The 22,917-nt window shown below is 62.5% G+C and carries 17 protein-coding genes; 5 read left to right on the top strand and 12 right to left on the bottom strand.

The genetic code is table 11. The features are described from left to right. Window positions 1–36: 36 nt before the first annotated feature. From ACLTXB_RS07020 to recJ, 8 genes are all read right to left on the bottom strand, one after another. Window positions 37–1,908 (bottom strand): glycoside hydrolase family 13 protein, encoded by a 1,872-nt coding sequence (locus ACLTXB_RS07020; protein ID WP_428226508.1) that lies wholly within the window; start codon window positions 1,906–1,908, stop codon window positions 37–39. Window positions 1,909–1,946: 38 nt separating this feature from the next. Continuing rightward, window positions 1,947–2,882, bottom strand: coding sequence for an AAA family ATPase (locus ACLTXB_RS07015; protein WP_428226507.1), 936 nt, complete (start codon window positions 2,880–2,882; stop codon window positions 1,947–1,949). A gap of 181 nt (window positions 2,883–3,063) precedes the next feature. After that, entirely contained in the window at window positions 3,064–4,572 is a 1,509-nt protein-coding gene (hemZ, locus tag ACLTXB_RS07010; RefSeq protein ID WP_428226506.1) for a coproporphyrinogen dehydrogenase HemZ, read from the bottom strand. Further along, a complete protein-coding gene (locus tag ACLTXB_RS07005; RefSeq protein ID WP_110442181.1) occupies window positions 4,569–5,186 on the bottom strand; it encodes an MBL fold metallo-hydrolase in 618 nt (205 codons plus the stop codon). Before ACLTXB_RS07005 ends, hemZ begins: the two co-directional genes overlap by 4 nt. 13 nt (window positions 5,187–5,199) lie before the next feature. Beyond that, window positions 5,200–5,643, bottom strand: coding sequence for a D-aminoacyl-tRNA deacylase (gene dtd, locus ACLTXB_RS07000; protein WP_008981196.1), 444 nt, complete (start codon window positions 5,641–5,643; stop codon window positions 5,200–5,202). 35 nt (window positions 5,644–5,678) lie between these two features. Next, window positions 5,679–5,894 (bottom strand): hypothetical protein, encoded by a 216-nt coding sequence (locus tag ACLTXB_RS06995; protein WP_428226505.1) that lies wholly within the window; start codon window positions 5,892–5,894, stop codon window positions 5,679–5,681. A gap of 17 nt (window positions 5,895–5,911) precedes the next feature. Further along, complete coding sequence (locus ACLTXB_RS06990) at window positions 5,912–8,149, bottom strand: RelA/SpoT family protein (RefSeq protein ID WP_428226504.1); 2,238 nt, start codon at window positions 8,147–8,149, stop codon at window positions 5,912–5,914. A 44-nt stretch (window positions 8,150–8,193) separates the two neighbouring features. Then, window positions 8,194–10,257 (bottom strand): single-stranded-DNA-specific exonuclease RecJ, encoded by a 2,064-nt coding sequence (recJ, locus tag ACLTXB_RS06985; RefSeq protein WP_428226503.1) that lies wholly within the window; start codon window positions 10,255–10,257, stop codon window positions 8,194–8,196. Window positions 10,258–10,462: 205 nt separating this feature from the next. Between recJ and mnmG the strand changes: the two genes are divergently transcribed. From mnmG to ACLTXB_RS06965, 4 genes are all read left to right on the top strand, one after another. Next, a complete protein-coding gene (gene mnmG / locus ACLTXB_RS06980; protein WP_428226502.1) occupies window positions 10,463–12,346 on the top strand; it encodes a tRNA uridine-5-carboxymethylaminomethyl(34) synthesis enzyme MnmG in 1,884 nt (627 codons plus the stop codon). 21 nt (window positions 12,347–12,367) lie between these two features. Further along, entirely contained in the window at window positions 12,368–13,258 is an 891-nt protein-coding gene (locus ACLTXB_RS06975) for an MBL fold metallo-hydrolase (protein ID WP_428226501.1), read from the top strand. Between the two features lie 150 nt (window positions 13,259–13,408). After that, complete coding sequence (locus ACLTXB_RS06970; RefSeq protein WP_428226500.1) at window positions 13,409–13,840, top strand: MarR family winged helix-turn-helix transcriptional regulator; 432 nt, start codon at window positions 13,409–13,411, stop codon at window positions 13,838–13,840. Continuing rightward, window positions 13,833–15,197 carry an MATE family efflux transporter gene (locus ACLTXB_RS06965; protein WP_428226499.1) on the top strand — a complete coding sequence of 455 codons (1,365 nt, stop codon included), beginning with the start codon at window positions 13,833–13,835 and terminating at the stop codon, window positions 15,195–15,197. The genes ACLTXB_RS06970 and ACLTXB_RS06965 overlap by 8 nt, the downstream gene beginning before the upstream one ends. 52 nt (window positions 15,198–15,249) lie before the next feature. Here the strand turns inward: ACLTXB_RS06965 and ACLTXB_RS06960 are convergent, their stop codons facing one another. From ACLTXB_RS06960 to ACLTXB_RS06945, 4 genes are all read right to left on the bottom strand, one after another. Then, window positions 15,250–16,782 carry a MerR family transcriptional regulator gene (locus tag ACLTXB_RS06960; RefSeq protein ID WP_428226498.1) on the bottom strand — a complete coding sequence of 511 codons (1,533 nt, stop codon included), beginning with the start codon at window positions 16,780–16,782 and terminating at the stop codon, window positions 15,250–15,252. Between the two features lie 168 nt (window positions 16,783–16,950). After that, complete coding sequence (locus ACLTXB_RS06955; protein WP_428226497.1) at window positions 16,951–18,132, bottom strand: D-alanyl-D-alanine carboxypeptidase family protein; 1,182 nt, start codon at window positions 18,130–18,132, stop codon at window positions 16,951–16,953. Between the two features lie 82 nt (window positions 18,133–18,214). Beyond that, on the bottom strand, window positions 18,215–19,909 hold the full coding sequence (locus ACLTXB_RS06950) for a DAK2 domain-containing protein (protein WP_428226496.1): 1,695 nt from the start codon (window positions 19,907–19,909) through the stop codon (window positions 18,215–18,217). Between the two features lie 29 nt (window positions 19,910–19,938). Then, window positions 19,939–20,286, bottom strand: a complete 348-nt coding sequence (locus ACLTXB_RS06945; RefSeq protein WP_008981184.1) for an Asp23/Gls24 family envelope stress response protein — start codon at window positions 20,284–20,286, stop codon at window positions 19,939–19,941. Between the two features lie 210 nt (window positions 20,287–20,496). Here ACLTXB_RS06945 and ACLTXB_RS06940 point away from each other — a divergent pair, with 210 nt between their 5' ends. After that, complete coding sequence (locus ACLTXB_RS06940; RefSeq protein ID WP_428226495.1) at window positions 20,497–22,839, top strand: SpoIIE family protein phosphatase; 2,343 nt, start codon at window positions 20,497–20,499, stop codon at window positions 22,837–22,839. Window positions 22,840–22,917: the final 78 nt, after the last annotated feature.

Below are 22,917 nucleotides of genomic sequence, written 5' to 3'. Positions count from 1 at the left end.
TAAAAAAATCCTGCTGTCTGAGACAGCAGGATTTTTTTATTCTTCTTCCTCCATGGGTACAATCTGCAGCAGGCTGCCGGTACGGGGCTGCAAGGTGAGCAGATGTCCCTCAGGGCCGATGTGGAACCGGGCGGAGCCCAGCAGCAGCTGCACGCCCTCGTGTTCCCGCAGGCGCAGGGTGGCCTCCTCGCTGCCGGTATTGAAGGCAGCCAGGATGGTCTCCTCTCCCTGGGTGCGGGTGAAAGCCAGCACAGGACCCTTGCCCACCCGGTAGTGGATATCTCCCTGGCGCAGGGCGGGGCTCTGCTTGCGCATGTGGCCTAGGCGGGAGAACCAGCCCATCAGCTCCGAGTCCTCCCTTCCCCAGGGGAAGGTGCGGCGGTTGAAGGGGTCCTCAAAGCCCTCCATGCCCACCTCATCGCCGTAGTACACGGTGGGGGAGCCGGGGAAGGCAAACATCAGGGCCGCCCCCAGCTTCAAAAGCTCCTTGGCCCGGCGGCGCTGGTCAGGTCCCAGGCGGTAGTTGGAGCGCCACTCCTTGCTCTGGTGCTCACAGCCCTCCTCCGCCCCCAGCAAGGTGAGGATACGTGCGGTGTCGTGGGTACCCAGAGAGTTCATGGCAGAGTAGTAGGCAAAGCGGGGGTAGTTTTCCCGCAGCGTCTCCATGGCATTGACAAAGTCGGCGGCATCGCCGCCCTTTAAATAGGACAGTACCGCGTTGCGGAAGGGGTAGTTCATCAGGCCGTCGCAGTGCCGGCCCATGATGTGCCGCCGGCGCACGCCGTAGGCCACCTTGGTGGAGCCGTCCTCCCACACCTCGCCGATGATCACCGCATCGGGCTTCTCCGCCCGGGCGGCCTCGTGGATGCCCCGGACAAAGTCGTCGGGCAGCTCGTCGGCCACGTCCAGCCGCCAGCCGTCCGCCCCTGCCCGCAGCCACCGGCGCACCACGCTGTCTTTCCCGCCGAAGATAAACTCCCGGTAGGAGGGGTCGTGCTCGTTCACCGCGGGAAGGGAGTAAATGCCCCACCAGCTCTCATACTGGTCCGGCCAGTGAATAAAGTTAAACCAGGAGCGGTAGGGAGAATCCTCACTCTGGCAAGCGCCAGGAGTGGGATAGAAGCCGTCACCGTTGAAGTAGCGGCTGACATAGCCGGTGTGGTTGAACACGCCGTCCAGCATCACCCGCATCCCCCTCTGGTGGGCCATGGCGCAAAGCTGGGTAAAGTCCTCCTCGGTGCCCAGCATGGGGTCAATGTTGCTGTAATCGGCGGTACCGTAGCGGTGGTTCTCCGCCGCCTCAAAGATGGGGCAGAAGTACAAGGTCTCCACCCCCAGGCCCTGGAGATAGTCCAGCTTCTCCATGACGCCCTTCAGGTCGCCGCCGAAGAAGTCCCGGTTGCGGATCTCTCCGTTTTTGTCCGGGCGGAACTCCGGCTCCTCCTGCCAGGCGGTGTGGACCCACCGTCCTCCCACCATACCCTGGGGATCGGGTACACGGGTGCGGCGGAAGCGGTCGGGGAAGATCTGGTAGGTCGTCCCCTCGCCAAACCATTCCGGCACCACCTCTCCCCCGTCGTAGACGGTGAGCTGGTAGGGGCCGAACATCTTCCGACCCTTTCCGTCCAGCCGCTCCAGACCAAAGGAGTACCAGACCAGTCCCACATAGTCCCCTGTGTCCAGGGTGCAGGTAAACAGATCCCGGGCTCCGTCCAGCCCCGACCAGGGCATATTCAAGGTGACGGTGGCGTCATCCCGGAACTCGAAGCGGGCGGACATGGTCGCCCGTGAAAACCCTTCCGCGCGCAGGGGGCGCAGGGTGAGCTGCACCTTGGTGCCTGATGGAACGGCACCGTAAGGGGTTTTGCAGCGGGGATCTCTGGAATTGTATACGGAACGGTCTGGCATATTTGGACCTCCAAACAAACTTGGGATAGGGAAAATGCTTAGTAGGAGTAGCTCCCTCCGCCGATAAACTCCCGCAGCAGGGAGTCTTTGGCCACCAGCTCCGGGTCGATGGGCTGGAAGTAGCGGAAGGCGTCAATGAACTCCAGCAGCTCACTGCGGCGGTCGTTCTCTTCAGGCACGGCCCGCAGCAGAGGCAGCGCATAATTCTTCATGACCGACACCTCGTAGGGCAGAGAGGAGTCGAAAATAATGTCTGCCTTGTTTTTAAAGGGGGAGATATACAGCTTCTCGCCCCGGCGCACATTGGCCCACATGTCCAGGGTATCCTCCACATCGGTGCCCCGGAAGTTGTAGTCCCGTACCGCCCGGCGGGTCAGGCGCATCCAGGTACCCTTGAAGCGCAGCACCGATCCCTCGTTCACATTGGAACGGGCGGAGATATACAGCTTGGTGGCCTGGGGATGGCGTCCGGCGATCTGGTCGTTAAGGGCGTGGATGCCCTCAAAAATAGCGATCTCATTCTTCCCCAGCTTCAGGGGAGTGCCCCGGCTGTCGTTGCGCATCTGGCGGACAAACTCATACTTGGGAATGAGAATCTCCTCCCCGTTGGACAGGGCGGTAAAATGGCGGGAGAGCAGCTCCATGTCCAGGCACTGGGGGGATTCATAGTCGATATCTCCCTCGGGGGTGCGGGGCGCGGTGCGGGGGTTGATGGTGGTAAAGTAGTTATCCATCGCCACGGCGTGGGTGTTGACTCCCCGCCGCTGCAGTTCCTCCGCGATCTTCATGGCGGTGGTAGTCTTGCCGGAACCGGAAGGACCAGAGAGCAGCACGATGGGGCTGCGCTCAATATTGGAGAGAATCTTATCCGCCGCCAGAGAGACCCGTTGGTTGTAGTTCTCGTCGCACTCGGCTAAAAATTCCTTCACATCGCTCTGGATCCGGCGGTTGATCTCCTGTAACTGGTAAGCCATGGTGGGAACGCTCCTTTCATACTATTCTCTCATAAAAACCCCGGGTTTCTATGAGAGAGGCATCGCCTTAGGCGCTGCCCTTTTGCGGCAGAAGCCGCAAAAGCCGTCTGATCAGTTCTTGACGCGCCTTTGGCGCTATCAAACGCGCAAACGGGTTCTGCGCGTTTGATCAAAAACTACATCAGTTTTGAGTGGGAAGGAAACAGGCCGCCAGTTCCTCCTTCTGGGCCAGGACCCGGTCCAGGGCGGCCAGATAGTCGTGGGGATATTTGGGGTTGGGCTGACGGACAATGGTACCGGCGGCGCGATCCACCAGCTTGGTGACGCCGCCGCCTCCGATGGAGACCACCGTCTGCAGCTCCTCCATCATGACGATATTGTATACGCTCTCCTGGCCGCTCAGGCACCAGCCCACGTTCTCCAGGGAGCCGGACATATACTTTTGACGGTACAGGTAGTAGGGCAGATACCCCTTGCCGCTCAGGCACTCCAGGGAGTAGTCCAGCATCCGGGCAGTCTCCTCGCCGCTGGGCAGGGCGCCGCCCTGCTCCATGAGCCGGGAGCCCTTTTTCAGGGCCAGGGTGTGGACGGTGATATTCTCCGGCTCCAGGGCCAGCACTCCATTGAGGGAGCGGCAAAAGCCCTCAAAGCTGTCCCGGGGCAGCCCGGCAATGAGGTCCATGTTGATGGAATCAAAGCCCACCTCCCGGGCCAGAGCGTAGGCGTCCAGAATGTCCTTGGCGCTGTGACGGCGGCCGATGGCCTGGAGCACCGGATCCTCCAGAGTCTGGGGATTGATGGAAATGCGGCCGATGCCCGCCTCCCGGAGGGCCAGCAGCTTCTCCCGGTCGATGGTGTCAGGGCGGCCGGCCTCCACGGTATATTCTACGCAGTGCTCCACCGGCAGCTCCCGGTGGACGGCCTCCAGCAGCTGGGAGAGCTGGGAAGCGGACAGGGTGGTGGGGGTTCCTCCCCCCACATACAGGGAGTGGACGGTCTTGCCCGCCCGGCGCAGACTCTCGCCGGTGACGGCGATCTCGCGCAAAACGCCCTCCAGATAGGGCTCTACCAGCTTTAAGGTGCGGCCCACGTCGGCGGAGACAAAGGAACAGTAGGCGCACCGGGTAGGACAGAAGGGGACGCCGATGTACACCGACACCTGGTCGTCTCGCAAATCCCGGTCCACCGCCAGGCTGGCCTTGGCGCAGCCTACCGCCAGAGAGGCCCGTACCGGAGAGACCCGGAAGTCCCGCTCCAGCTCCAGCTGGGCCTGCCTGGGTGTGGCGCCCGCCAGCATGGCCCGGGTGGGCAGCTTCACGGGGCGCACTCCAGTCAGGGCGCCCCAGGGGGGCTCCTGGCCCAGCAGGGTCACTCCCGCGCGGTAAAACGCCATCTTCAGTCCGTGCTGGACAGTATGATACACCTTTTCGGCGGGCTCGTCCAGTTTCTCCCTGGGAAAACGGGCGCGGCCCTGGGCCTGACGGCCCTCCCGCGCCACCTGGGCCGTGACGGTGACCCACTTCTCTCCCGGTGTGACGGCAAAACGGGCCCAGTCCTCCCCTGCTCCGGCAGGCTCTTCAGGGTACTCGGGCCGCTCTCCGGGGAAGAGGGTGAGCATCATCTGCTCCACCGAGTACTTATACCGCTCTGGCTGCCAGTCGTAGTCGCCCCGGTTCCAATACAGCTTCATCGCGCGCCCATGGCCTCCAGCAGGAAGGGATTATACTTCCGCTCCCGCTCCAGGGTGGAGGTGCGGTCGTGGCCGGGACAGACGTGGAAGTCTCCCTCCAGCTCGCCCAGCCGCTTGAGGGAGGCCATGATCTCCTCGTAGCTGCCCCCCCGCAGGTCGGTGCGGCCGCAGGAGCCGCAGAACAGGGTGTCGCCGGTAAAGAGCACATCCCCTACCTTCAAGGTAACAGAGCCCTTGGAGTGGCCGGGGGTGTGGAGCACCTCAATGGTAAGAGAGCCCAGGGAGAGGGTGTCCCCCTCGTCGTAGTTGTTGAGATCCTTTACCTGGGCGGCCAGGGGGAAGAGCTGGGAGCCCGCCCCGTTGGCGTCGGCCTGGTGGATGTAGACCTGCACACCGGGCAGCGCCTTTACCAGGTCGGGCACGGCGGTGGTGTGGTCGTAGTGGCCGTGGGTGAGGAGGATGTACTTCACCTCGCCCTCCGCCTTCTTTACCTGGTGGAGGATGCGCTCCCAGTCGTCGCCGGGATCAATGATGGCCATCAGGCCGCTCTCCTCATCCTGGAGAAAATAGCAGTTGGTGCCGATGGGGCCCACCTGCATGACAGATACCTTCATGGGTCGTTCCTCCTTATCCCTGTTCCGTATCGAAGAGAATGGTGACGGGGCCGTCGTTCACCGAAGCCACCTTCATATCCGCGCCAAACTCCCCGTGCTCCACCCGGAAGCCCTTCTGGCGGCACTGGTCCAGAAAGCGCTCATAGAGGGGGATAGCCACATCGGGCTTGGCGGCCCCGGTAAAGCCGGGGCGGCGGCTCTTGGTGTCGGCGTAGAGGGTAAACTGGCTGATGACCAGCAAGGACCCGCCCACCTGTTCCAGATTCAAGTTCATTTTGCCGTTTTCGTCCTCAAAGACCCGCAGATTGCAGATCTTTTCGGCCAGCTTATCGCAAACGGCCTCATTATCCTGGGGACCGACCCCCAGCAGGACCAGATAGCCCTGATCAATGGCGCCCCGCACGGTTCCGTCGATGGTGACGGAGGCGGAGGACACCCGGGTAACAACAGCTCGCATAACATTCGACTCCGTTTAACTGAATTCTATCTATTTTATCTGGTTGCCAAGATGATCAGAGAAACCATTCCGCCCAAAATCACACTCAGAGATACCGAAGCCCATACACCGGGCCACAGGGCGGGGTTTTTCTCTATGTCATCCGGCGCTTGGACTGCCTTTTTGATGGCCGAAATCAGGCTGAAAATAAATACAAACGACCAAATAGGCCAGCTCCAGACAAACAGAACGCCTAAAATCTCAAGCACCATGACCCCCTCCTAACTCATCATTTGCCAGACGCTCTGGCCACATGATACACGCCCTGGATGTTGTTGAGTTTGTTGATGACGGTGGCCAATTCCTCTTTGTCCTTGACCTCCACCACGATATTGATGCTGGCGTGGCCGTCAGGCAGAGACCGGGCGGTGAGGGCATTCACCTTCACCTTGGCCGCCGACAGGGCCATGGCCACATCCAGGGTCAGGCCGTCCCGATCCTTGGAGGAAAGCTCCAGGGCGGTCTTGTAGTTGGGCAGGCTGCTCTCCACCCAGGACACCTTCACCCAGCGGTCGGCCTCCTCGGGCTTGCGCTTTTCGGGTGCGGCATTGGGGCAGTCGGAGCGGTGGACGGACACGCCGTAACCCCGGGTGATAAAGCCGATGACCGGGTCGCCGGGGACGGGGGTACAGCACTTGGCAAACTTCACCAGGCAGTTGCCCAGTCCCTCCACGATGATGCCCGAGTCGGAGTGCTTGGGCTTGACCTGGCCGGAGGTGGGCGTCTGGGCGGTGGAACCGGGGACAATGACGCTCTCGGCGGTGGTCTTGGCGGCAGCCGCCGCCTTTTCCGCCTGGAGACGGCCCAGACGGGCCAGTTCGTCCTTGATGCGGGCCACGCTCTTCACCGCTGTGGTGCCGCCGTAGCCAATGGAGGCATACAGCTCATCCAGAGTGCCGAAGCGCACCTTGTGGAGGATGTGGGGCAGCACGTCCTCGGCGGTGATGGCCGTCATGGGGATTTTCATATGCTTGAGCTCCGCCTCAAAGAGGGCGCGGCCGGTGGCGATGTTCTCCTCCCGGCGCTCCCGCTTGAACCACTGACGGATCTTGTTGCGGGCCTCGTTGCTCTTGGCGATCTTCAGCCAGTCCCGGCTGGGGCCTTTGGCGTTCTTGGAGGTGATGACCTCCACGATGTCGCCGTTTTTCAGGGGGGTGTCGTAGGGCACCATGCGGCCGTTGACCTTGGCGCCCACCATGCCGTTGCCCACGGCGGAGTGGATGTTGTAGGCAAAGTCGATGGGGGTGGCTCCGGCGGGCAGGCTCTTCACGTCGCCGTTGGGGGTGAAGACGAACACCTCGTCGGCAAACATATCCACCTTCAGGGTGCGGACAAACTCCTCCGCGTCGGTGTCCTGCTGGCTCTCCAGCAGCTTGCGCACCCACTCAAAGTCCTGCTCAGAGCCCAGCTTCTTGTTGGCCATGCCCTGCTTATACTTCCAGTGGGCGGCGATGCCGTATTCGGCGGTCTGGTGCATCTGCCAGGTACGGATCTGCACCTCAAAGGGGATGCCCTCCCGGCCGATGACGGTGGTGTGCAGGGACTGGTACATGTTGGGCTTGGGGGTGCCGATGTAGTCCTTGAAGCGACCCAGCACCGGCTTGAACATATCGTGGATGCAGCCCAGCACGTTATAACACTCCGGGATGTCGTCCACGATGACCCGGAAGGCGTACAGATCGAAAATCTCATCCAGGGTCTTGTTCTGGGCAAACATCTTGCGGTAGATGGAGTAGGTGTGTTTCACCCGGCCGTACACCTTGCATCGGATGCCCTCCTGCTCCAGCCGCTGCTGGATGCGCAGCTGGATGGAGGCCAGAAACTCCTCGTGGGCGGCGGAGCGCTTGGCCATCTCCTCCTCGATCTCCTTGTACCCCACCGGGTCCAGGTAACGAAGAGACAGGTCCTCCAGCTCCCATTTGAGCTTCTGCATACCTAAGCGGTGGGCCAGAGGGGCGTAGATCTCCATGGTCTCCAGGCTCTTCTCCCGCTGCTTCTTGGGAGACTGGTACTCCATGGTGCGCATGTTGTGAAGGCGGTCGCAGATCTTGATGAGGATCACCCGGATGTCCTGGGCCATGGCCATGAGCATCTTGCGCAGATTCTCCATCTGCTCCTCTTCCTTGGAGACATACTGCACCCTCGTCAGCTTGGTGACGCCCTCCACCAGCGCGGCCACCGGCGCGCCGAACTTTTTGGCGATCTCGTCGTGGGTGGCGTTGGTGTCCTCGATGCAGTCGTGGAGCAGGGCCGCGATGACGCTGTCCACATCCAGCCCCAGGTCGGCCACAATGTCGGCCACGGCCAGGGGGTGGATGATATAGGGCTCGCCGCTCTTGCGCAGCTGGCCGTGGTGCTCGGCGTCGGCATAGGTAAAGGCGGCAAACAGCCGCTGAGTATCCAGATTCGGAGTATATGCGCTGACTTTATCTTCCAGCGCATGATAGCGTTCCAAAATGGGGTCCATCGAATCACCTCGACAATCGAAAGTAACAGGGGCAGGCCCCGGCTCTACTCCTGCAGAGCCGCCCGCAGACGGCGCAGGATCTCCGAAGCCTCCAGGTCCACTTTATGCTCCAGCCGGTGCAGGGTGATGTGCACTCGGCCCGACTGGACCTTCAGCGAGATCAGTCCCCGCTCCTGCATCACCTCCAGGCAGATGCGGGTGTGGTTGGGCCGCTCCCGCCGGCCGCTGGAGTGGGCCACGCTGCGGGTCATGCGGGCCAGGGTGTCCTCCAGGCAGTCGCCCGGGCCGCTCTGGTGCTCCAGATAGCGCCACAGACAGACAAACTCCGCCCGGTCGGGCAGCAGGGACTGGGCCTCGTCGGGGGAAAGCAGCTCGCCCCGGCGGTATTTATCGTAAATGCAGCGCTCCATCTGCGCCCGGGTGAGAGCAGGGTGGAGATCCACCACCTGCAGCTGCACCGAGCGCACGCCGCGAAATTCATTGATCTGGGGATAAAACGCCACGTCCACCCGGCAGCCGGGAGTCACGCCCAGCTGGGCGGCGTCGGCGGAGAAGAAGATGGCGTCCAGCACGCTCCCCCTGGCCTCCAGCCGCAGCTTCAAATGCCGGCCGCGGCCCACCTGGACGGCAGACTGGACATGGGCCCCGGTAATGACCAGCACCGGGCGGGGATTTCCGGTCCCGCAGGGCTCCAAAGCGTCCAGCGCTTCCACCGAGGCCACATCCAGCTGCTGAGGCTGGACGATGCCGTCGGTCTCCAGTACCGAGGGAGGCTCCTGCCCCGCCTGCTGCTCCAGCACCCCCTGCCGGAGCAGCTGGGCCAGAGCGGGAATGTTCTCCTCCCGCACCATAAAGCCCGCCGCCAAAGCGTGGCCGCCAAAGCTCTCCAGCAGGTCGCCGCAGGTCATGAGCAGTTCAAACAGGTTGATCCCGCCCCAGGAGCGGCAGGATCCCTTGCCCATCCCCTGGTCCAGACAGATCATAAAGGTGGGGCAGGTATACTTCTCGCTCAGGCGGGAGGCCACGATGCCCACCACCCCCTGGTGCCACTCCGGGTCGGCCAGGACAATGGCCCCCTGCTGGGGCTGGTGGTCCAGGCGCTGGATGCACTCCTGAAAAATCTCTCCCTCAATGTTCTGCCGCTCCCGGTTGAGCTGGCACAGCTCCTGGGCCAGCTCCTGAGCCCGCTGGGGGGAGTGGGTCAGCAGCAGTTCCCCGGCCAGAGCCGCCTTGCCCATGCGTCCGGCAGCGTTGATGCGGGGAGCCAGAGTATAGCCGATGGACACCGAGGTGAGAGGCCGCTCCCCCAGCCCAGCCTCCTGGATGAGTTGGGCCAGACCCAGCCGCTTGGGGTGGGCCAGAGCGGCCAATCCGGTCTGGACGATGGTGCGGTTCTCCCCTGTCATGGGCATCACGTCGGCCACCGTGCCCACGGCGGCCAGATCGGCATAGTCTTCAAATACCTGCCGCGCCCGCTCCGGCCCGGCTACCGCCATGGCCAGCTTCAATGCCACGCCCACACCGGCCAGTCCCTTGAAGGGGTAGAGACAGTCGGAACGGTGGGGGTCCACCACCGCTACGGCGGCGGGCAGCGGGTCTTTGCACTCGTGGTGGTCGGTAACCACCACGTCCACACCAAGTCCGGCGGCAAAGGCCACCTCCTCCACGGCAGTGATGCCGCAGTCCACCGTGACAATGAGGGTCACCCCCTGGTCGGCCAGGGTGTGGATGGCCTCCAGGTTGAGGCCGTACCCCTCCTCCAAACGGTCGGGGATGTAGGGGGTCACCTGTCCCCCCATGCGCCGCAGGCAGTCGGTAAGCAGGCAGGTGGAGGTAATGCCGTCCACATCGTAGTCCCCGTAGACCGCCAGGTGCTCCCCTGTCTCCAGCGCCCGGCGCACCCGCGCCGCCGCCCGGTCCATGTCCCGCAGCAGCATGGGGTCCAGCACCGGTTCCGCTCCAGGGGTGAGCAGCCGCCGGGCCTGGTCAGGCTGGGTGATGCCCCGGGCGGCCAGGATGGCCGCCAGCAGGGCAGGGATGCCCGCCGCCTCCAGATTTTGGCGCACCCTGGGGCTGCCCGAGGGCATACTCCACTCTTTGTACTTCACCGGCAGTCACCTCCTCCCAGCTTGCCGCAAGCATACTGCGGCAGTATCACTACTTATTATACCATATTTTTGTGCAAAGACACAAGTGGAAAAGCACACCCCGCCCATGGGCGCCCTGGCTCTTGTCCGGTGAAAAAAAACGTGATAAAATACGGGAGTTATTTTGGGGTTTCCCCCGCTCTGCGGAGAGAAAAGAGACGAACTTATGACCTATTACGACGCTGGACAATATGATATCGCCGTGATCGGCGCGGGCCACGCGGGCATTGAAGCGGCTTTGGCCGCCGCCCGCATGGGCCTGCGCACGGTGTGTTTTACCATTAACCTTGACGCGGTGGGCAACATGCCCTGCAACCCCGCCATCGGCGGCACAGGCAAGGGCCACCTGGTGCGGGAGCTGGACGCCCTGGGAGGCGAGATGGGTAGGGCCGCCGACAAGGCCTGCATCCAGTACCGCATCCTCAACCGGGGCAAAGGCCCGGCGGTGTGGTCCCTGCGTGCTCAGGCCGACCGGCGGGAGTACCAGAAGATCATGAAGCACACCCTGGAGCGCCAGGAGAACCTGTGGGTCAAGCAGGCCGAGGTGGTGGCCATCCGTACCGAAAACGGGGCCGTTTCCGCCGTGGTCACCCACACCGGGGCAGTGTTCGCCGTGAAGGCGGCCATTATTGCTACCGGCACCTACCTGGGCGGCCGCACCATTGTGGGCGAGGTCGTGCGGGACTCCGGCCCGGACGGCCTGGCTGCCGCCCTGCCCCTCACCCAGTCACTGCTGGAGCTGGGGGTGTCCATCCGCCGCTTCAAGACGGGCACGCCCCCCCGGGTGAATGCCCGCAGCGTGGACTTCTCCCAGATGGAGCTTCAGGAGGGGGACCCGGACGCCCAGCCCTTCTCCTTCACCACCCGGGAGCACCCCCAGAACCGGGCAGTGTGCTACCTCACCTACACCAACGAGAAGACCCACGACATCATCCGGGCCAATCTGGATCGTTCCCCCCTCTACGACGGCACCATCGAAGGGGTAGGCCCCCGGTACTGCCCCTCCATTGAGACGAAAATCGTCCGCTTCCCCGACAAGGAGCGCCACCAGCTCTTTGTTGAGCCCATGGGCCTGGACACCGAGGAGCTGTACATCCAGGGCTTCTCTTCCTCCCTGCCCGAACAGGTGCAGATTGAGATGCTCCATACCATCCCCGGCCTGGAGCAGGCCGAGATGACCCGTCCCGCCTATGCCATCGAGTACGACTGCATTGACCCCACCCAGCTGCTGGCCACTCTGGAGGTCAAGACCGTCCCCGGCCTGTACGGCGCGGGACAGTTTAACGGCTCCTCCGGCTATGAGGAGGCCGCCGTCCAGGGTTTTGTGGCGGGCGTGAACGCCGCTCGGAAAATTCAGGGCAAGGAGCCCTTTATTCTGGGCCGGGACCAGGGGTACATTGGGGTACTCATTGACGACCTGGTCACCAAGGGCACCAACGAACCCTACCGCATGATGACCTCCCGCACCGAGTACCGCCTGCTTCACCGCCAGGACAACGCCGACCAGCGGCTCACCCCCCTGGGCTATGAGCTGGGCCTGGTCCCCAAGGAGCAGCTGGAGGCGGTGCAGGCCAAATACGCCGCCGTGGACCGGGAGTGCAAGCGCCTGGAGCACACCGGCGTGGCCCCCTCCCCCGCTCTGGACGCCTTTTTGGCGGACCGGAACCAAGCCCCCGTGCAGAACGGAGCGCGGCTTGCCGACCTGCTCCGCCGTCCCCCGGTGAGCTATGAGTCCCTGGCTCCCTTTGATCCCGACCGCCCGGACCTCTCCCCGGAGATCACCCAGGCGGTGGAGATCGCCGTCAAGTATCAGGGCTACATCCAGCGCCAGCTACGCCAGGTGGAGGAAATGAAGAAGCTGGAGAGCTGGCCCCTGCCCGCCGACACGGACTATGAGGCCATCCAGGGTCTGCGTTTGGAGGCCCGGCAGAAATTGCAGCAGATCCGCCCCCGGAACCTGGGACAGGCCAGCCGGGTGTCCGGCGTGTCCCCGGCGGACGTGGCGGTGCTGATGGTCTATTTGAAACAGCGCACCGACGGGCGCGCGTGACCGTCTCAGGAGGAGACCGATATGAAACTGACCCAAGTCAAAGGCAACACCTGGGTGCTGGAGGGGTTTGAGCTCATCCCCCTCTACCGCCTGGACAACAACAAGTGCATCCTGCTGGACACCGGATTGGAGCAGGAGCGGGAGGACATCGAGAACACCCTGCTGGAGGCAGGGCTCACTCCCGCAGGCATCCTCTGCTCCCACGCCCACATCGACCACGCGGGAAATAACCGCTATTTTCAGGAGAAGTACCGCATTCCCGTGGCTCTCACCGCCCGGGAGGCGGGCATGTGCGCCAGCATTTTGTCCCTGAAGTGCTACTTTCTGCTCCTGCCCCCCGACATGGTGGAGCGGGAGTCCTCCAACCTGGTCCACACTCCCGACGTGATTATCCCTGACCAGGACGGCCCCTTCTCCTTTGCCGGAGCGGAGTTTACCATCCTCCACACCCCCGGTCACTCGGTGGGCCACGTGTGCACCGTCACCCCCGACAACGTGTGCTATGCCGGTGACGCCCTGCTCTCCCAGGAGATGCTCACCTCCAAGCTGCCCTACTGCCTGTCCCACCAGATGGGGATTGAGAGCCGGGAGAAGCTGCGGAGCTTTTCCTGGGACTACCTCATTATGGCCCACCGGGGAGTCTGCCCCGGCACAGAGCTTGACAAACTCATCGACCAGAACCAGGAGCTGGCCCAGCTTCGCTCCCGGGAGGTCTATGACCAGGTCACCCGGCCCATGACGGCCAGCGAGGTATGTCAGGCGGTGTGTCAGTATCATAAGCTGCTCACCGGAAAACCTCGCCGCGCCCTGCGCTTTGAGCGCAACATCCGCTTCTTCCTGGAGTTTCTGGTAGACCGGGGCGACCTGGTCATGGAGACGCAAAACGGCACGGTGATCTTCCGCCGGCCTTGAACCAAATGTTCCCATTTTTTAAGAAAAGGGGCGCACTTTTTAAAAAGTGTGCCCCTTTTCTTCCTTTTTTGTATATTTTGTGGATTGGCAAGCCGGTTTATACTGTTGTAAAATACAACTGTTGATACTGGCAACAAAGGAGGAATTGGGTTGCAGGACAACAAGGACGTTTTTCGACGGATTGAGCGGCAGTATTACCGGGACCGGATGGGGACGCTGGGCCTGTCCACCGTGGAGGGAATGCTTCTGCGCTGGCTGGGCAAACAGGGCCAGACCCGCCAGGAAGATCTGGTGGTACAGCTGGTTCTGGACAAGGGGGCGGTGGCCCGCGCTTTGGCCCGGCTGGAGGAGCTGGGCCTGGTGGAGCGGGCGGTGAGCGACCGCTGCCGCCGGGAAAAGCTGGTCTCCCCCACCCTGGAGGGACTGATGCTGGCGGGCGCCATCCAGCAGTCAGTGGAGGAGTGGAACGCCGTCTGTTTCCAGGGATTTTCTCCACAGGAGCGGGCTTTGTTTACTGATCTGTTTACCCGCATCACCCAGAATGCTATGGAATACAAACAAGGAGAGAAGGAGCATGGTTAAAAATCTGACGGAAGGAAAGCCGCTGCCGCTGCTGTTCTTTTTTGCCCTGCCCATGGTGGCAGGCAACCTGTTTCAGCAGCTGTACAACATGGTGGACACGGCAGTGGTGGGAAAATTTGTGGGCGAGGACGCGGTGGCGGCCGTAGGCTCCTCCTTCCCCATCGTGTTTTTGTCGGTAGCCGTGGCCTCGGGACTGTCCATGGGCTGCAACGTGGTGGTGTCCCAGCTGTTTGGCGCGGGGCGTATCCATGAGATGAAATCCACCATCTCCACCGCCATCATCTCCCTGAGCGTGCTGGGTCTCATCATTATGGGCCTTGGCACCGTGTTTGCCGGTCCTCTGCTCCATCTGCTGGGCACCGACCCGGACATTATGGCCGACTCGGAGCTGTACTTACAGATCTACTTTGGCGGAGCGGTATTCCTCTTCCTTTACAACACCCTCAACGGCATCTACAACGCCCAGGGTGACAGTAAAACCCCACTGATTTTTCTGATCATCTCCAGCCTGACCAACATTGTGCTGGATCTGCTGTTTGTCATCCAGTTTGACATGCGGGTGGCCGGCGTTGCCTGGGCCACCCTGATTGCCCAGGGCATGTGCGCGGTGGCCTCCCTCATCGTCATGTACCGGCGGATGAAGCGTCTGCCCTGCGAGGAGGGCCGGGAAAATGAGAAAGTTCCCCTGTTTCACATGACCGCCGTGCGGCGTATCGCCCAGATCGGCCTGCCCTCCATGCTCCAGCAGTCTCTGGTCTCCCTGTCTATGATGATGATGCAGGGGTTGGTCAACTCCTACGGCAAGGTGCTGGTGGCCGGCTATACCGCCGCCACCAAGATCGACACCCTGGCCATGCTGCCCAACATGAACTTCTCCAACGCCATGTCCAGCTATACCGCCCAGAACATCGGCGCGGGCAAGTACGACCGGGTGAAAGAGGGTCTGAAGGCCTGCCTGTTTATGGTGGTGGTCTTCTCCCTAGCCATTACCATCATCATCTTCCTCTTCGGCAGCCAGCTGCTCTCCCTGTTCCTGGACCCGGGAGATACCTCCGGCGCACTGGGCTACGGCCTTGCTTATATGCACACCGTGTCGGTGTTTTACATCCTCATGGGCCTGCTCTTCGTGCCCAACGGCATGCTCCGGGGCGCGGGCGATATGGGCGCCTTCACCTTCAGCTCCATGGCCAACCTGTTCTCCCGTGTGGCCATCGCCTACGGCCTGGCCTGCCTCACCCCTCTGGGTGCCAACTCCATCTGGTGGTCCATTCCCGCCGGCTGGGCCATCGGCGCTGCAGTCTCCCTGCTGCGAGTCAAGAGCGGCAAGTGGATGCGCAAAGCGGTGGCCGACCGCTGATGTTTCTAAAAAAGTCCGCCGTCCCACACGGACGGCGGACTTTTTTGCTCATTTAGGGCATTTCAAGGGTAATATGGAAGGAGAGCGTGCCCGCTCCAGGCTTTTCCTGAAGCAGGATGGAGTAGTCCCCAAAATAGGATGAAGCCTGATACCCCTGGCACTGGCTCACCTCCACGGTCACCGTTATGCCGCCGGGACCCTCAACTTGGTTTTCTGCCCCCGCCCCCTGGAAAGGGATGCTCAGCAGGGCATCACAGGCACCCCCGGCCTGGCGCTGTCTCTCCCCCTCCTGGAGCGGGTTGCGGGCCTCTCCGCTGGGGTCCGCTGCCAGAAGCAGCGGCTCCAGCACCTCATTCATCACCCACCCCACATGAACCAGTTCATCATAGGGGTCCCCCTTGGGGGAAAAATCCAGCTGCATGGCGGCCACTGTCCCATCTGCATTGGTTTCAAAACGGACGGAAGACCACTCTCCAAATTCTTCCTCCCGCAGTTCTCTCCACTCCCGGTTCTGGTAGACAGCCGGCACGGTCTCCCAGCTTCCGTCGGGGGTCAGAGCGCTGGCGTGCTGGTCAAAGTCGGAGAGCTGGCGTTCATAGAAATTGTAGTTCTCCACTACCTGGATAGGGGTCAACGGCGCGTCTGGATGGGGCGGCACCTGGCTCCACAGCAGGCTCACACCGGACAGGGCCGTCATAGCAGCCCAGCAGACCGCCCAGGCCACCCAGCGGCCCCGGCGAATGGGCTGGGCCATGCAGCGGTTCTCCTTCTCCCAGGGCAGTGGTTTCCCGTCGGTGCAGTCCACAAAGCACATCCAACTGCGCCACTCCCGGTACAGAGGGATACACAGCCCCTGTCCCCGCCACAGCACCAAAAACAGCCGCTCCACCGCCTGGTCCCAAGCGAGTTTCCGGCCGTCCAGCCGCCGCACCCGAAGGCCCAGCAGCCACTTGCCCGGGGTGTATCCCCAGGTACATAGAAGGATTGGTTCTACTAACAGTAACAGTACCCAAGACAGGCCCACGCTGACGGCTGTTTGGAGCTGGTCCCGAAACCAAAGGGTGGGCATATACCAGTGCAGCACCTGAAATTGCAGGACCTGCCACACCAGGGTCATCAACATCAGGTCCAGATACCGGGCCCAAAACCGCCGCCAGGGGTGAGGCCCCCGCAGGCCGTCCTCCCGGGCCGGATCCACCCTTCGTGTAGGGGGCAGCTCGGTCTGGGACAGCTCCTCCAGCCAGGGGCCTGGCTCCAGAGAGTCATAGTCGGCTTGAGCCTGGCTCAGCTCCCGGCACACCCGGGCATACCGCTCTAGGTCCGCCCGGTCCCCCTCCAGCACCTCCGCCTGGCGCTCCATGGCCTGGGCCAGAGAGAGGCTCCCCTCCTTCAGCGCCCGGATGGCCTCCAGGTCCAAACTCAGCTGCCGCAGCAGCTTCACTTTCTCCAGGGTCCGGGCGTCCTCCTCTGAGTAGTCGCGGTAGTTGTTCTCCCGGCGCTCCGGGGTAATGAGTCCCTGCTGTTCATAAAAGCAGATGGCTGTGCGAGGCAGCCCGCTGCGCTTCTCCAGCTCCTTGATGGTCATGCCGCCACCTCCTTCTGTCTGGAGCGTAAGCTATCCACCTGGTATACAGTCAAGAGGAAAATTCAAATTTCAAAAAGTTTTCCCCATTTTGGCGGCTAACGGTGGAAAACTTTCGGTAAAAACCGCTCCCCCACTGTGCCGCAGGTCAGTGGGGGAGGATTGGGGTTTCTAGCTTTCGGCAAGAGCCTGATGTAAAAAGGTGACCAGCTGGGCTCGGGTACAAGTGTCATAAGGCGCAAAGTCGTCCACATTCTGACTGGCGGTAACACCCTTTTCCCAGGCCCAAGCCACGGCGCTCTGGTACTCCGCCCGCTGCTGGAGATACTCCTCCAGGCACAGACCCTGTTCATGGATCACCTTGGCAGTCTCCACGCCCACATAGCGGTAGTGCCAGGGCTCGTAGATGATGCCTGTAATCTCTGATTTATCCTCCGGATAGCGCAGGATAAATCCGTACTCCCAGCAGTGCTCCATCAGCCACTTCTGGGTGGGCATGGAGGCCTGCTTCTCGTTGAGCTTGGGGTAGCCGGCGTCGATGATATCCACAGCCAAACCCGCCTGGTGCTCGCTGGTACCGGGCACGGCGGTCTCCTGAGCCGCCTCCCTCTCCGCATCCGCCCGGGACAGTCCAAACCCCATCCACTTGGCCACCGCCTTGGTAAACAGCTGCTCCTGCTTCTCCGGGGTGCGGTAGGCCGAGCAGACCACCGGCCGGTTTCCCGCCCACCAGCAGTGGGCCATCATTTGATTCATGGCATCCACACACCGCTCATCCACCGAGTAATCGCTCCCCTCGATCTGGGCCAGTGCGATAGAAAAATCCTGGGGCACAGGGTTCCAGGGGTTGACCAGAAGCAGATTCCACTCCGTTTCGCTCTGGCTTTCCTGCTGGGCAGTCGGCTTTCCCGCCAGCTTCCATAGCATGGTGACGATGGTTCCCCGGCTGCACAGCCCATCGCCGCCAAACTCGGTGCCCGACACCAGTCCCGCCTCTGCGGCCCACACCGCCGCCTTTTCATAGTAGCAGCCGGCAGGCACGTCGGAGAAGGAATTTTGGCCCACAGGCTCCGGCGACCCCACGCTTCGCCACAGCATGGTCACCACCTGGGCGGTGGTACACTGGGCATCCGGGGAGAACATTCCCTCGCCGGTGCCGCTGGCCATTCCCCGCTCCACCGCCCAACGGACCCACGGGGCGTAGTAGGCGTCCTCCGGCACATCCAAAAATAGTCCCACCGTCTCCTGTTCCGGGCCGCTCTGGCCGGGATTTTGGGTATCCGGCACCGGGGCCGCTCCGGCCTCCAGAGTCAATGCGCCTGCCAGCAGCACACCCGCCATCCATCTTCTCATCCTTTTCCCTCCCTCGCCTCCGGCGGATAGAACAGCGCCCCCGTCCCTGTTCGGGCGGGGGCACTGAATTTGGTTTTTCGTTTTACTCGGCAGAGATCATATAGTAGTACACAGGCTGTCCGCCGGGCAGCAGGCTGACCTCGGCGTTGGGGCAAGCGGCAGTGATGAGGTCGGCCGCCTTCTGGGCCTGCTCCTCGTTCACGTCCTCACCGTAGAACACGGAGATAAACTCCGCATCCTGCATCTCCTCCGACTGGGCCAGCTTGTTCAGCAGCGCGTCCAGATCCTGGTCGGTACCGAAGAGCTGGTGCTCCAGCAGAGCCAGGTAGTCTCCCTGCTGAATAGCAAAGCCGCCAAAGTCGGAATTGCGGGCGGCGTAGGTGATCTCGGCGGTACGCACCCGGCCGAAGGCCTCGGTCATGGCCTCGGTCATGGCGTCCTCGTCCATGTCCGGGTCCACCGCCAGCATGGCCGCGATGCCCTGGGGCACGGTCTTGGTGGGCAGGACCACTACCTTCTTGTCCTCACACAGCCGCTGACACTGCTGGGCGGCCATGATGATGTTCTTGTTGTTGGGCAGCACGAAGACGATCTCCGCGGGAGTCTTGTCGATCTCCTTGAGGATATCCTCGGTGGAGGGGTTCATGGTCTGACCGCCGGAGATGACGCCGTCCACGCCCAGATCCTTGAACACGGACTCCAGGCCCGCGCCGGCGCACACCGCAACATAGCCGTACTTCTTCTCGGGCGCGGCCTTCACCGGCTCACTCTGGGCACAGCCCGCCTCCAGCTCGGCCTCGATGGCCTCCAGGTCATCGGTGCTCTGGACATGCTTGCCCGCGGCCAGATCGTCGGCCTGGGTGCGCATGTTCTCGATCTTGGCCAGCTCCAGGGTGCCGTACTTCTGGGCCTCGGTGAGAGCCTCGCCGGGAATATTGGTATGGACATGGACCTTGAAGGCCTCGTCATCCTCGCCGATGACCAGGCTGTCGCCGATGCTGTTGAGGTACTTGCGGAAGGGGTCCAGGTCCACATTCTCGGTGTGCTTACGCACGATGAACACGGTATCAAAGGCAAAGGTGATGTCCTCGGCAGCCATAGCCGCAAAGTCGGCCTTGTCTGCGGGGGCGCTCTCCTCCTCCTGCTCGCTCTGGGGCATGGGCACGCCCCGGATCTCGTCCAGCATACCCTGGAGGATCACCAGGAAACCCTTGCCGCCGGCATCCACCACGCCCGCCTTTTTCAGGACGGGGTTCTGGTTGATGGTGTTGTCCAGGGCGATCTGGCCCTCTTCAATGGCGGCCTGGAGCACGCTCTCCAGGCAGTTATCCTCCCGGGCAGCGCCAGCGGCACGGGCGGCCGCCATGCGGGACACGGTGAGGATGGTGCCCTCGGCGGGCTTCATAACGGCCTTGTAGGCGGCGGCCACGCCGAAGTCCAGAGCGATGGCCAGGTCCCGGCCGTCAATGGTCTCGCACTCCTTGATGCCCTTGGCAAAGCCGCGGAACAGCAGGGACAGGATGACGCCCGAGTTGCCGCGGGCGCCCCGCAGCAGCGCGGAAGCGGCCGCCTTGGCGGCCAGGCCCACGGTGGCATACTGGTTCTTTTTCAGCTCGATGGCCGCGGCGCCGATGGTCAGGCTCATATTGGTGCCGGTATCGCCGTCGGGCACGGGGAACACGTTGAGGTCGTTGATCTGCTGCTTTTCAGCGTTGATAGAGGCGGCTGCGTGGATGACCATCTGCTGAAAGGCCGCCGCGTCAATGGTTTGTGTCATATCGGCAAAATTCCTTTCTACAAATGTCCTTAAAAGCGCATGGAGTCCACACAGACATCCACAGACTTTACTTCCACGCCGGTGGTCTTGCTGACCACATAGCGCACTTCGCTCATAATGGAGCGGCAGACCGCCATCAGATTCACTCCGTTTTCCACGATGATGTGCAGTTCGATGGAGACGGTACCGTCCTCATTATAATATACCTTTACGCCTTTAGCCATGGACTCCCGCTTGAGCAGGTGAACCAGGCCGTCGGTCTTGGAGCGCACCGCCATGCCCTTAACGCCATAGCAGTTGGTGGCGGCGCTGCCGGTGACAGCGGTGAACACCTCGCTGCTGATGCGGATCTCGCCCAGATCGTTTTGCAGTTTCATAGGTTGGATACCTTCCTTTCGCTGAGGATAGGATTTCACACTGATATAGTCTATATTGTAGTCTATTTTCCTTGGAATTACAAGTAGAATTTGCTGGCTTGCCCCGCCGGTGCGCCTCTCCCTGTTCCGACGTGATTTTTCCAGTATATGGAATATAATGGCTTCCACACACGGCCCGGCGACCGGGTCTTTTACAAAGGAGGAAAGGCTATGGCGGCCAGGGAATCGGTGAAAACCAAACTCAACAGACTGCGCTGGCACTCAAAACAGGGGGAGCCGGTGCCGGTGAACGCCTCGGCGCTGCTGCGCTGGAGCGAGGCAGGCATCCATTTTTTGCTCGCCTCGGTACTGACGGGAGCGGCAGTATTTGAAGAATACGCCCCTTGGGGGGTCGCTCTGGTGGGGGCAGCGGGCTCCGGTACCTGCGGGGCGGCCGCCCTGCTGGGAGCCTTTGGCGGGTATCTTATTCAGCTGGGCTTTGCCGACGGCCTTCGCTATGCCGCCGCGGCCATCCTCACCTTTGCGGTGAGCTTTGCGTTTTATGATGTACAGGCTCTCCGCCGCCCCTGGGCCATGCCCCTGCTGGCCGCCCTGCTCAACGGCTGCACCGGGTTTGTCTACCTCTCCCAGGAGGGCTGGCGCACGGTGGACGTCATCTACTTTGCCACGGAGCTCATCTTGTGCGCCGCGGCGGGCTGGTGTTACCGGCAGCTCCTGGCACCCATGCGTGCCGGACGCACCGACACCCTCTCCACCCCCGCCCGCACCGCCAGCCTGCTGTTTCTGTTCTGCTCGGTGCTGCTGGCCCTGGCGCCGGTCTGCCTCTACCGGGACATCTCCCTGGGCCGGTGTCTGGCGGTGACCGCGGTCTTGGCGGTGGCCTGGCAGGGAGGCTGCGCCGCCGGGACAGTGCTGGGCATCTCGGCGGGATTGGCCCTGGATCTGGCCGCCAATGGGGTGCCCATGTATGCCATGGCTCTGGGGCTGGCGGGATTGGCGGCGGGTGCCTTTTCCGGCGGGCGGAAGCTCCGCTCCGCGCTGGCTTACGTATTAGTCAACGGGGCCTCGGTCCTGTGGACCTGGGACAAAGGACTGCCCATCTCTATTTTATACGAGGCGTTTTTAGGTTCGGTGGTATTTCTCCTGCTGCCGCAGGTGCCCCTGAAAAAGCTGGGCCGGTGGCTCACCCCCGCCGTGCCCGCCGATCCGGACCAGGCCGCCCAGCAGCGCACCCGCCGCCGTCTGGAGGACACCGCCCACGCCTTCCGCACCCTCTACGAGACCATGCGCTCCTCCTTTCGGCCGCCCCGGAATGACAACGATGTGGCCACCGTCTTTGACCGGGCGGCCTGTCAGGTGTGCCGCACCTGCTCCCTGCGCAGCCAGTGCTGGGAGCGGGGCTATGTGACTACCTTCAACGCCCTCAACGACGCCACCCAGGCCATGGTGGAGCGGGGCCAGGGGGAGCCCGGGGACTTCCCTGCCCACTTTTCCAGCCGGTGCATCCACTTTCCCGAGTTTTTGGCGGCGGTCAACCGGGAGCTCACCGCTCTCCTTTACCGCCGCCAGTACAACAGCCGCATCCAGGAGAGCCGCTGGGCGGTGTGCCGGCAGTATGCCCAGCTCTCCAGCGTGCTGGAGCAGGCCGCCGCCCAGTTAGGAGAGGAATTAATTCCCGATCCGGTGACCCAGCGCAAGCTCCAGGGCCGACTGGCTCTGCTGGACGACCAGAGCCAGGGCAGCGCCTTCCGGGATGGGCGGGGACTTCTCCGCCTGGAAGTGGTAGGTCCTGCCGCCGCCCAGCTGGCCCAGCCCCAGCATTTGGGCTCTCTCATTCAGCTGCTGGGATTGCCTCTCCGGGTGGAGGAGCAGGAGGAGGAGCGTCTGGTCCTCATCCAACAGGAGCCTCTCATGGCGGTGGCCGGAGTGGCGGCCCGGAAAAAGGACGGAGAGACAGTCAGCGGCGATGGCGGCACCTACTTCAAGCGGGAGGATGGAACGTTATATGTTTTACTGTGTGATGGAATGGGCAGCGGTCTGGCTGCCAATCGGGAGAGCAGTTTGGCACTGCGGCTGTTGGAACAGTTCTTGCAGGCGGGGGTGGACACGGAGCACGCGCTTACCACACTGAATTCCGCTCTGGCCCTCCGGGGGGAGGAGACGGGGGGCTTTACCACGGTGGACCTGCTCCAGCTGGACCTGTTCACCGGCGACGGAGTCATCTTCAAGCTGGGAGCCGCGCCCACCTACGTGAAAAAGGGCGAGACGGTCCGCCGCATCACCGCCGCCTCCCTCCCGGCAGGGCTGGAGCAAGGGAGCGCCGCCGTGCCCGACCGCACCCCCATCCACCTCTCCCCGGGGGACTGCGTGCTGATGATCAGCGACGGGGTGGCAGGACCTCAGGACGACCAGTGGCTGCGGGACCGCTTCCTGCAATTCAAAGGCGACAGTCCAAAAGAGCTGGCCCGGGACCTCATTGCCAACAGTCCCCAACAGGCCACCGACGACCGCACCGCCATGGTGGTCCGCATTTCTTCTCGTCAGCTTTCTTGAAAGAAATCTCCTACTTTTTTCGAGAAAAAAGTAGGCAAAAAAGCTTCCTGCGAAGCTCCGCTTTCTTGAAAGAAAGCT

The organism is Flintibacter sp., from assembly GCF_046973065.1.
Note: the sequence above shows the minus strand (reverse complement) of the source record. Positions and strands in the feature narration are given on the sequence as shown.

Excerpts from the sequence above, each read along its gene's own strand:
- ACLTXB_RS07020 (WP_428226508.1), bottom strand. The coding sequence starts at position 1,908 with ATGCCAGACCGTTCCGTATACAATTCCAGAGATCCCCGCTGCAAAACC.
- ACLTXB_RS07015 (WP_428226507.1), bottom strand. The coding sequence starts at position 2,882 with ATGGCTTACCAGTTACAGGAGATCAACCGCCGGATCCAGAGCGATGTG.
- hemZ (WP_428226506.1), bottom strand. The coding sequence starts at position 4,572 with ATGAAGCTGTATTGGAACCGGGGCGACTACGACTGGCAGCCAGAGCGG.
- ACLTXB_RS07005 (WP_110442181.1), bottom strand. The coding sequence starts at position 5,186 with ATGAAGGTATCTGTCATGCAGGTGGGCCCCATCGGCACCAACTGCTAT.
- dtd (WP_008981196.1), bottom strand. The coding sequence starts at position 5,643 with ATGCGAGCTGTTGTTACCCGGGTGTCCTCCGCCTCCGTCACCATCGAC.
- ACLTXB_RS06995 (WP_428226505.1), bottom strand. The coding sequence starts at position 5,894 with ATGGTGCTTGAGATTTTAGGCGTTCTGTTTGTCTGGAGCTGGCCTATT.
- ACLTXB_RS06990 (WP_428226504.1), bottom strand. The coding sequence starts at position 8,149 with ATGGACCCCATTTTGGAACGCTATCATGCGCTGGAAGATAAAGTCAGC.
- mnmG (WP_428226502.1), top strand. The coding sequence starts at position 10,463 with ATGACCTATTACGACGCTGGACAATATGATATCGCCGTGATCGGCGCG.
- ACLTXB_RS06975 (WP_428226501.1), top strand. The coding sequence starts at position 12,368 with ATGAAACTGACCCAAGTCAAAGGCAACACCTGGGTGCTGGAGGGGTTT.
- ACLTXB_RS06965 (WP_428226499.1), top strand. The coding sequence starts at position 13,833 with ATGGTTAAAAATCTGACGGAAGGAAAGCCGCTGCCGCTGCTGTTCTTT.
- ACLTXB_RS06960 (WP_428226498.1), bottom strand. The coding sequence starts at position 16,782 with ATGACCATCAAGGAGCTGGAGAAGCGCAGCGGGCTGCCTCGCACAGCC.
- ACLTXB_RS06955 (WP_428226497.1), bottom strand. The coding sequence starts at position 18,132 with ATGAGAAGATGGATGGCGGGTGTGCTGCTGGCAGGCGCATTGACTCTG.
- ACLTXB_RS06950 (WP_428226496.1), bottom strand. The coding sequence starts at position 19,909 with ATGACACAAACCATTGACGCGGCGGCCTTTCAGCAGATGGTCATCCAC.
- ACLTXB_RS06945 (WP_008981184.1), bottom strand. The coding sequence starts at position 20,286 with ATGAAACTGCAAAACGATCTGGGCGAGATCCGCATCAGCAGCGAGGTG.
- ACLTXB_RS06940 (WP_428226495.1), top strand. The coding sequence starts at position 20,497 with ATGGCGGCCAGGGAATCGGTGAAAACCAAACTCAACAGACTGCGCTGG.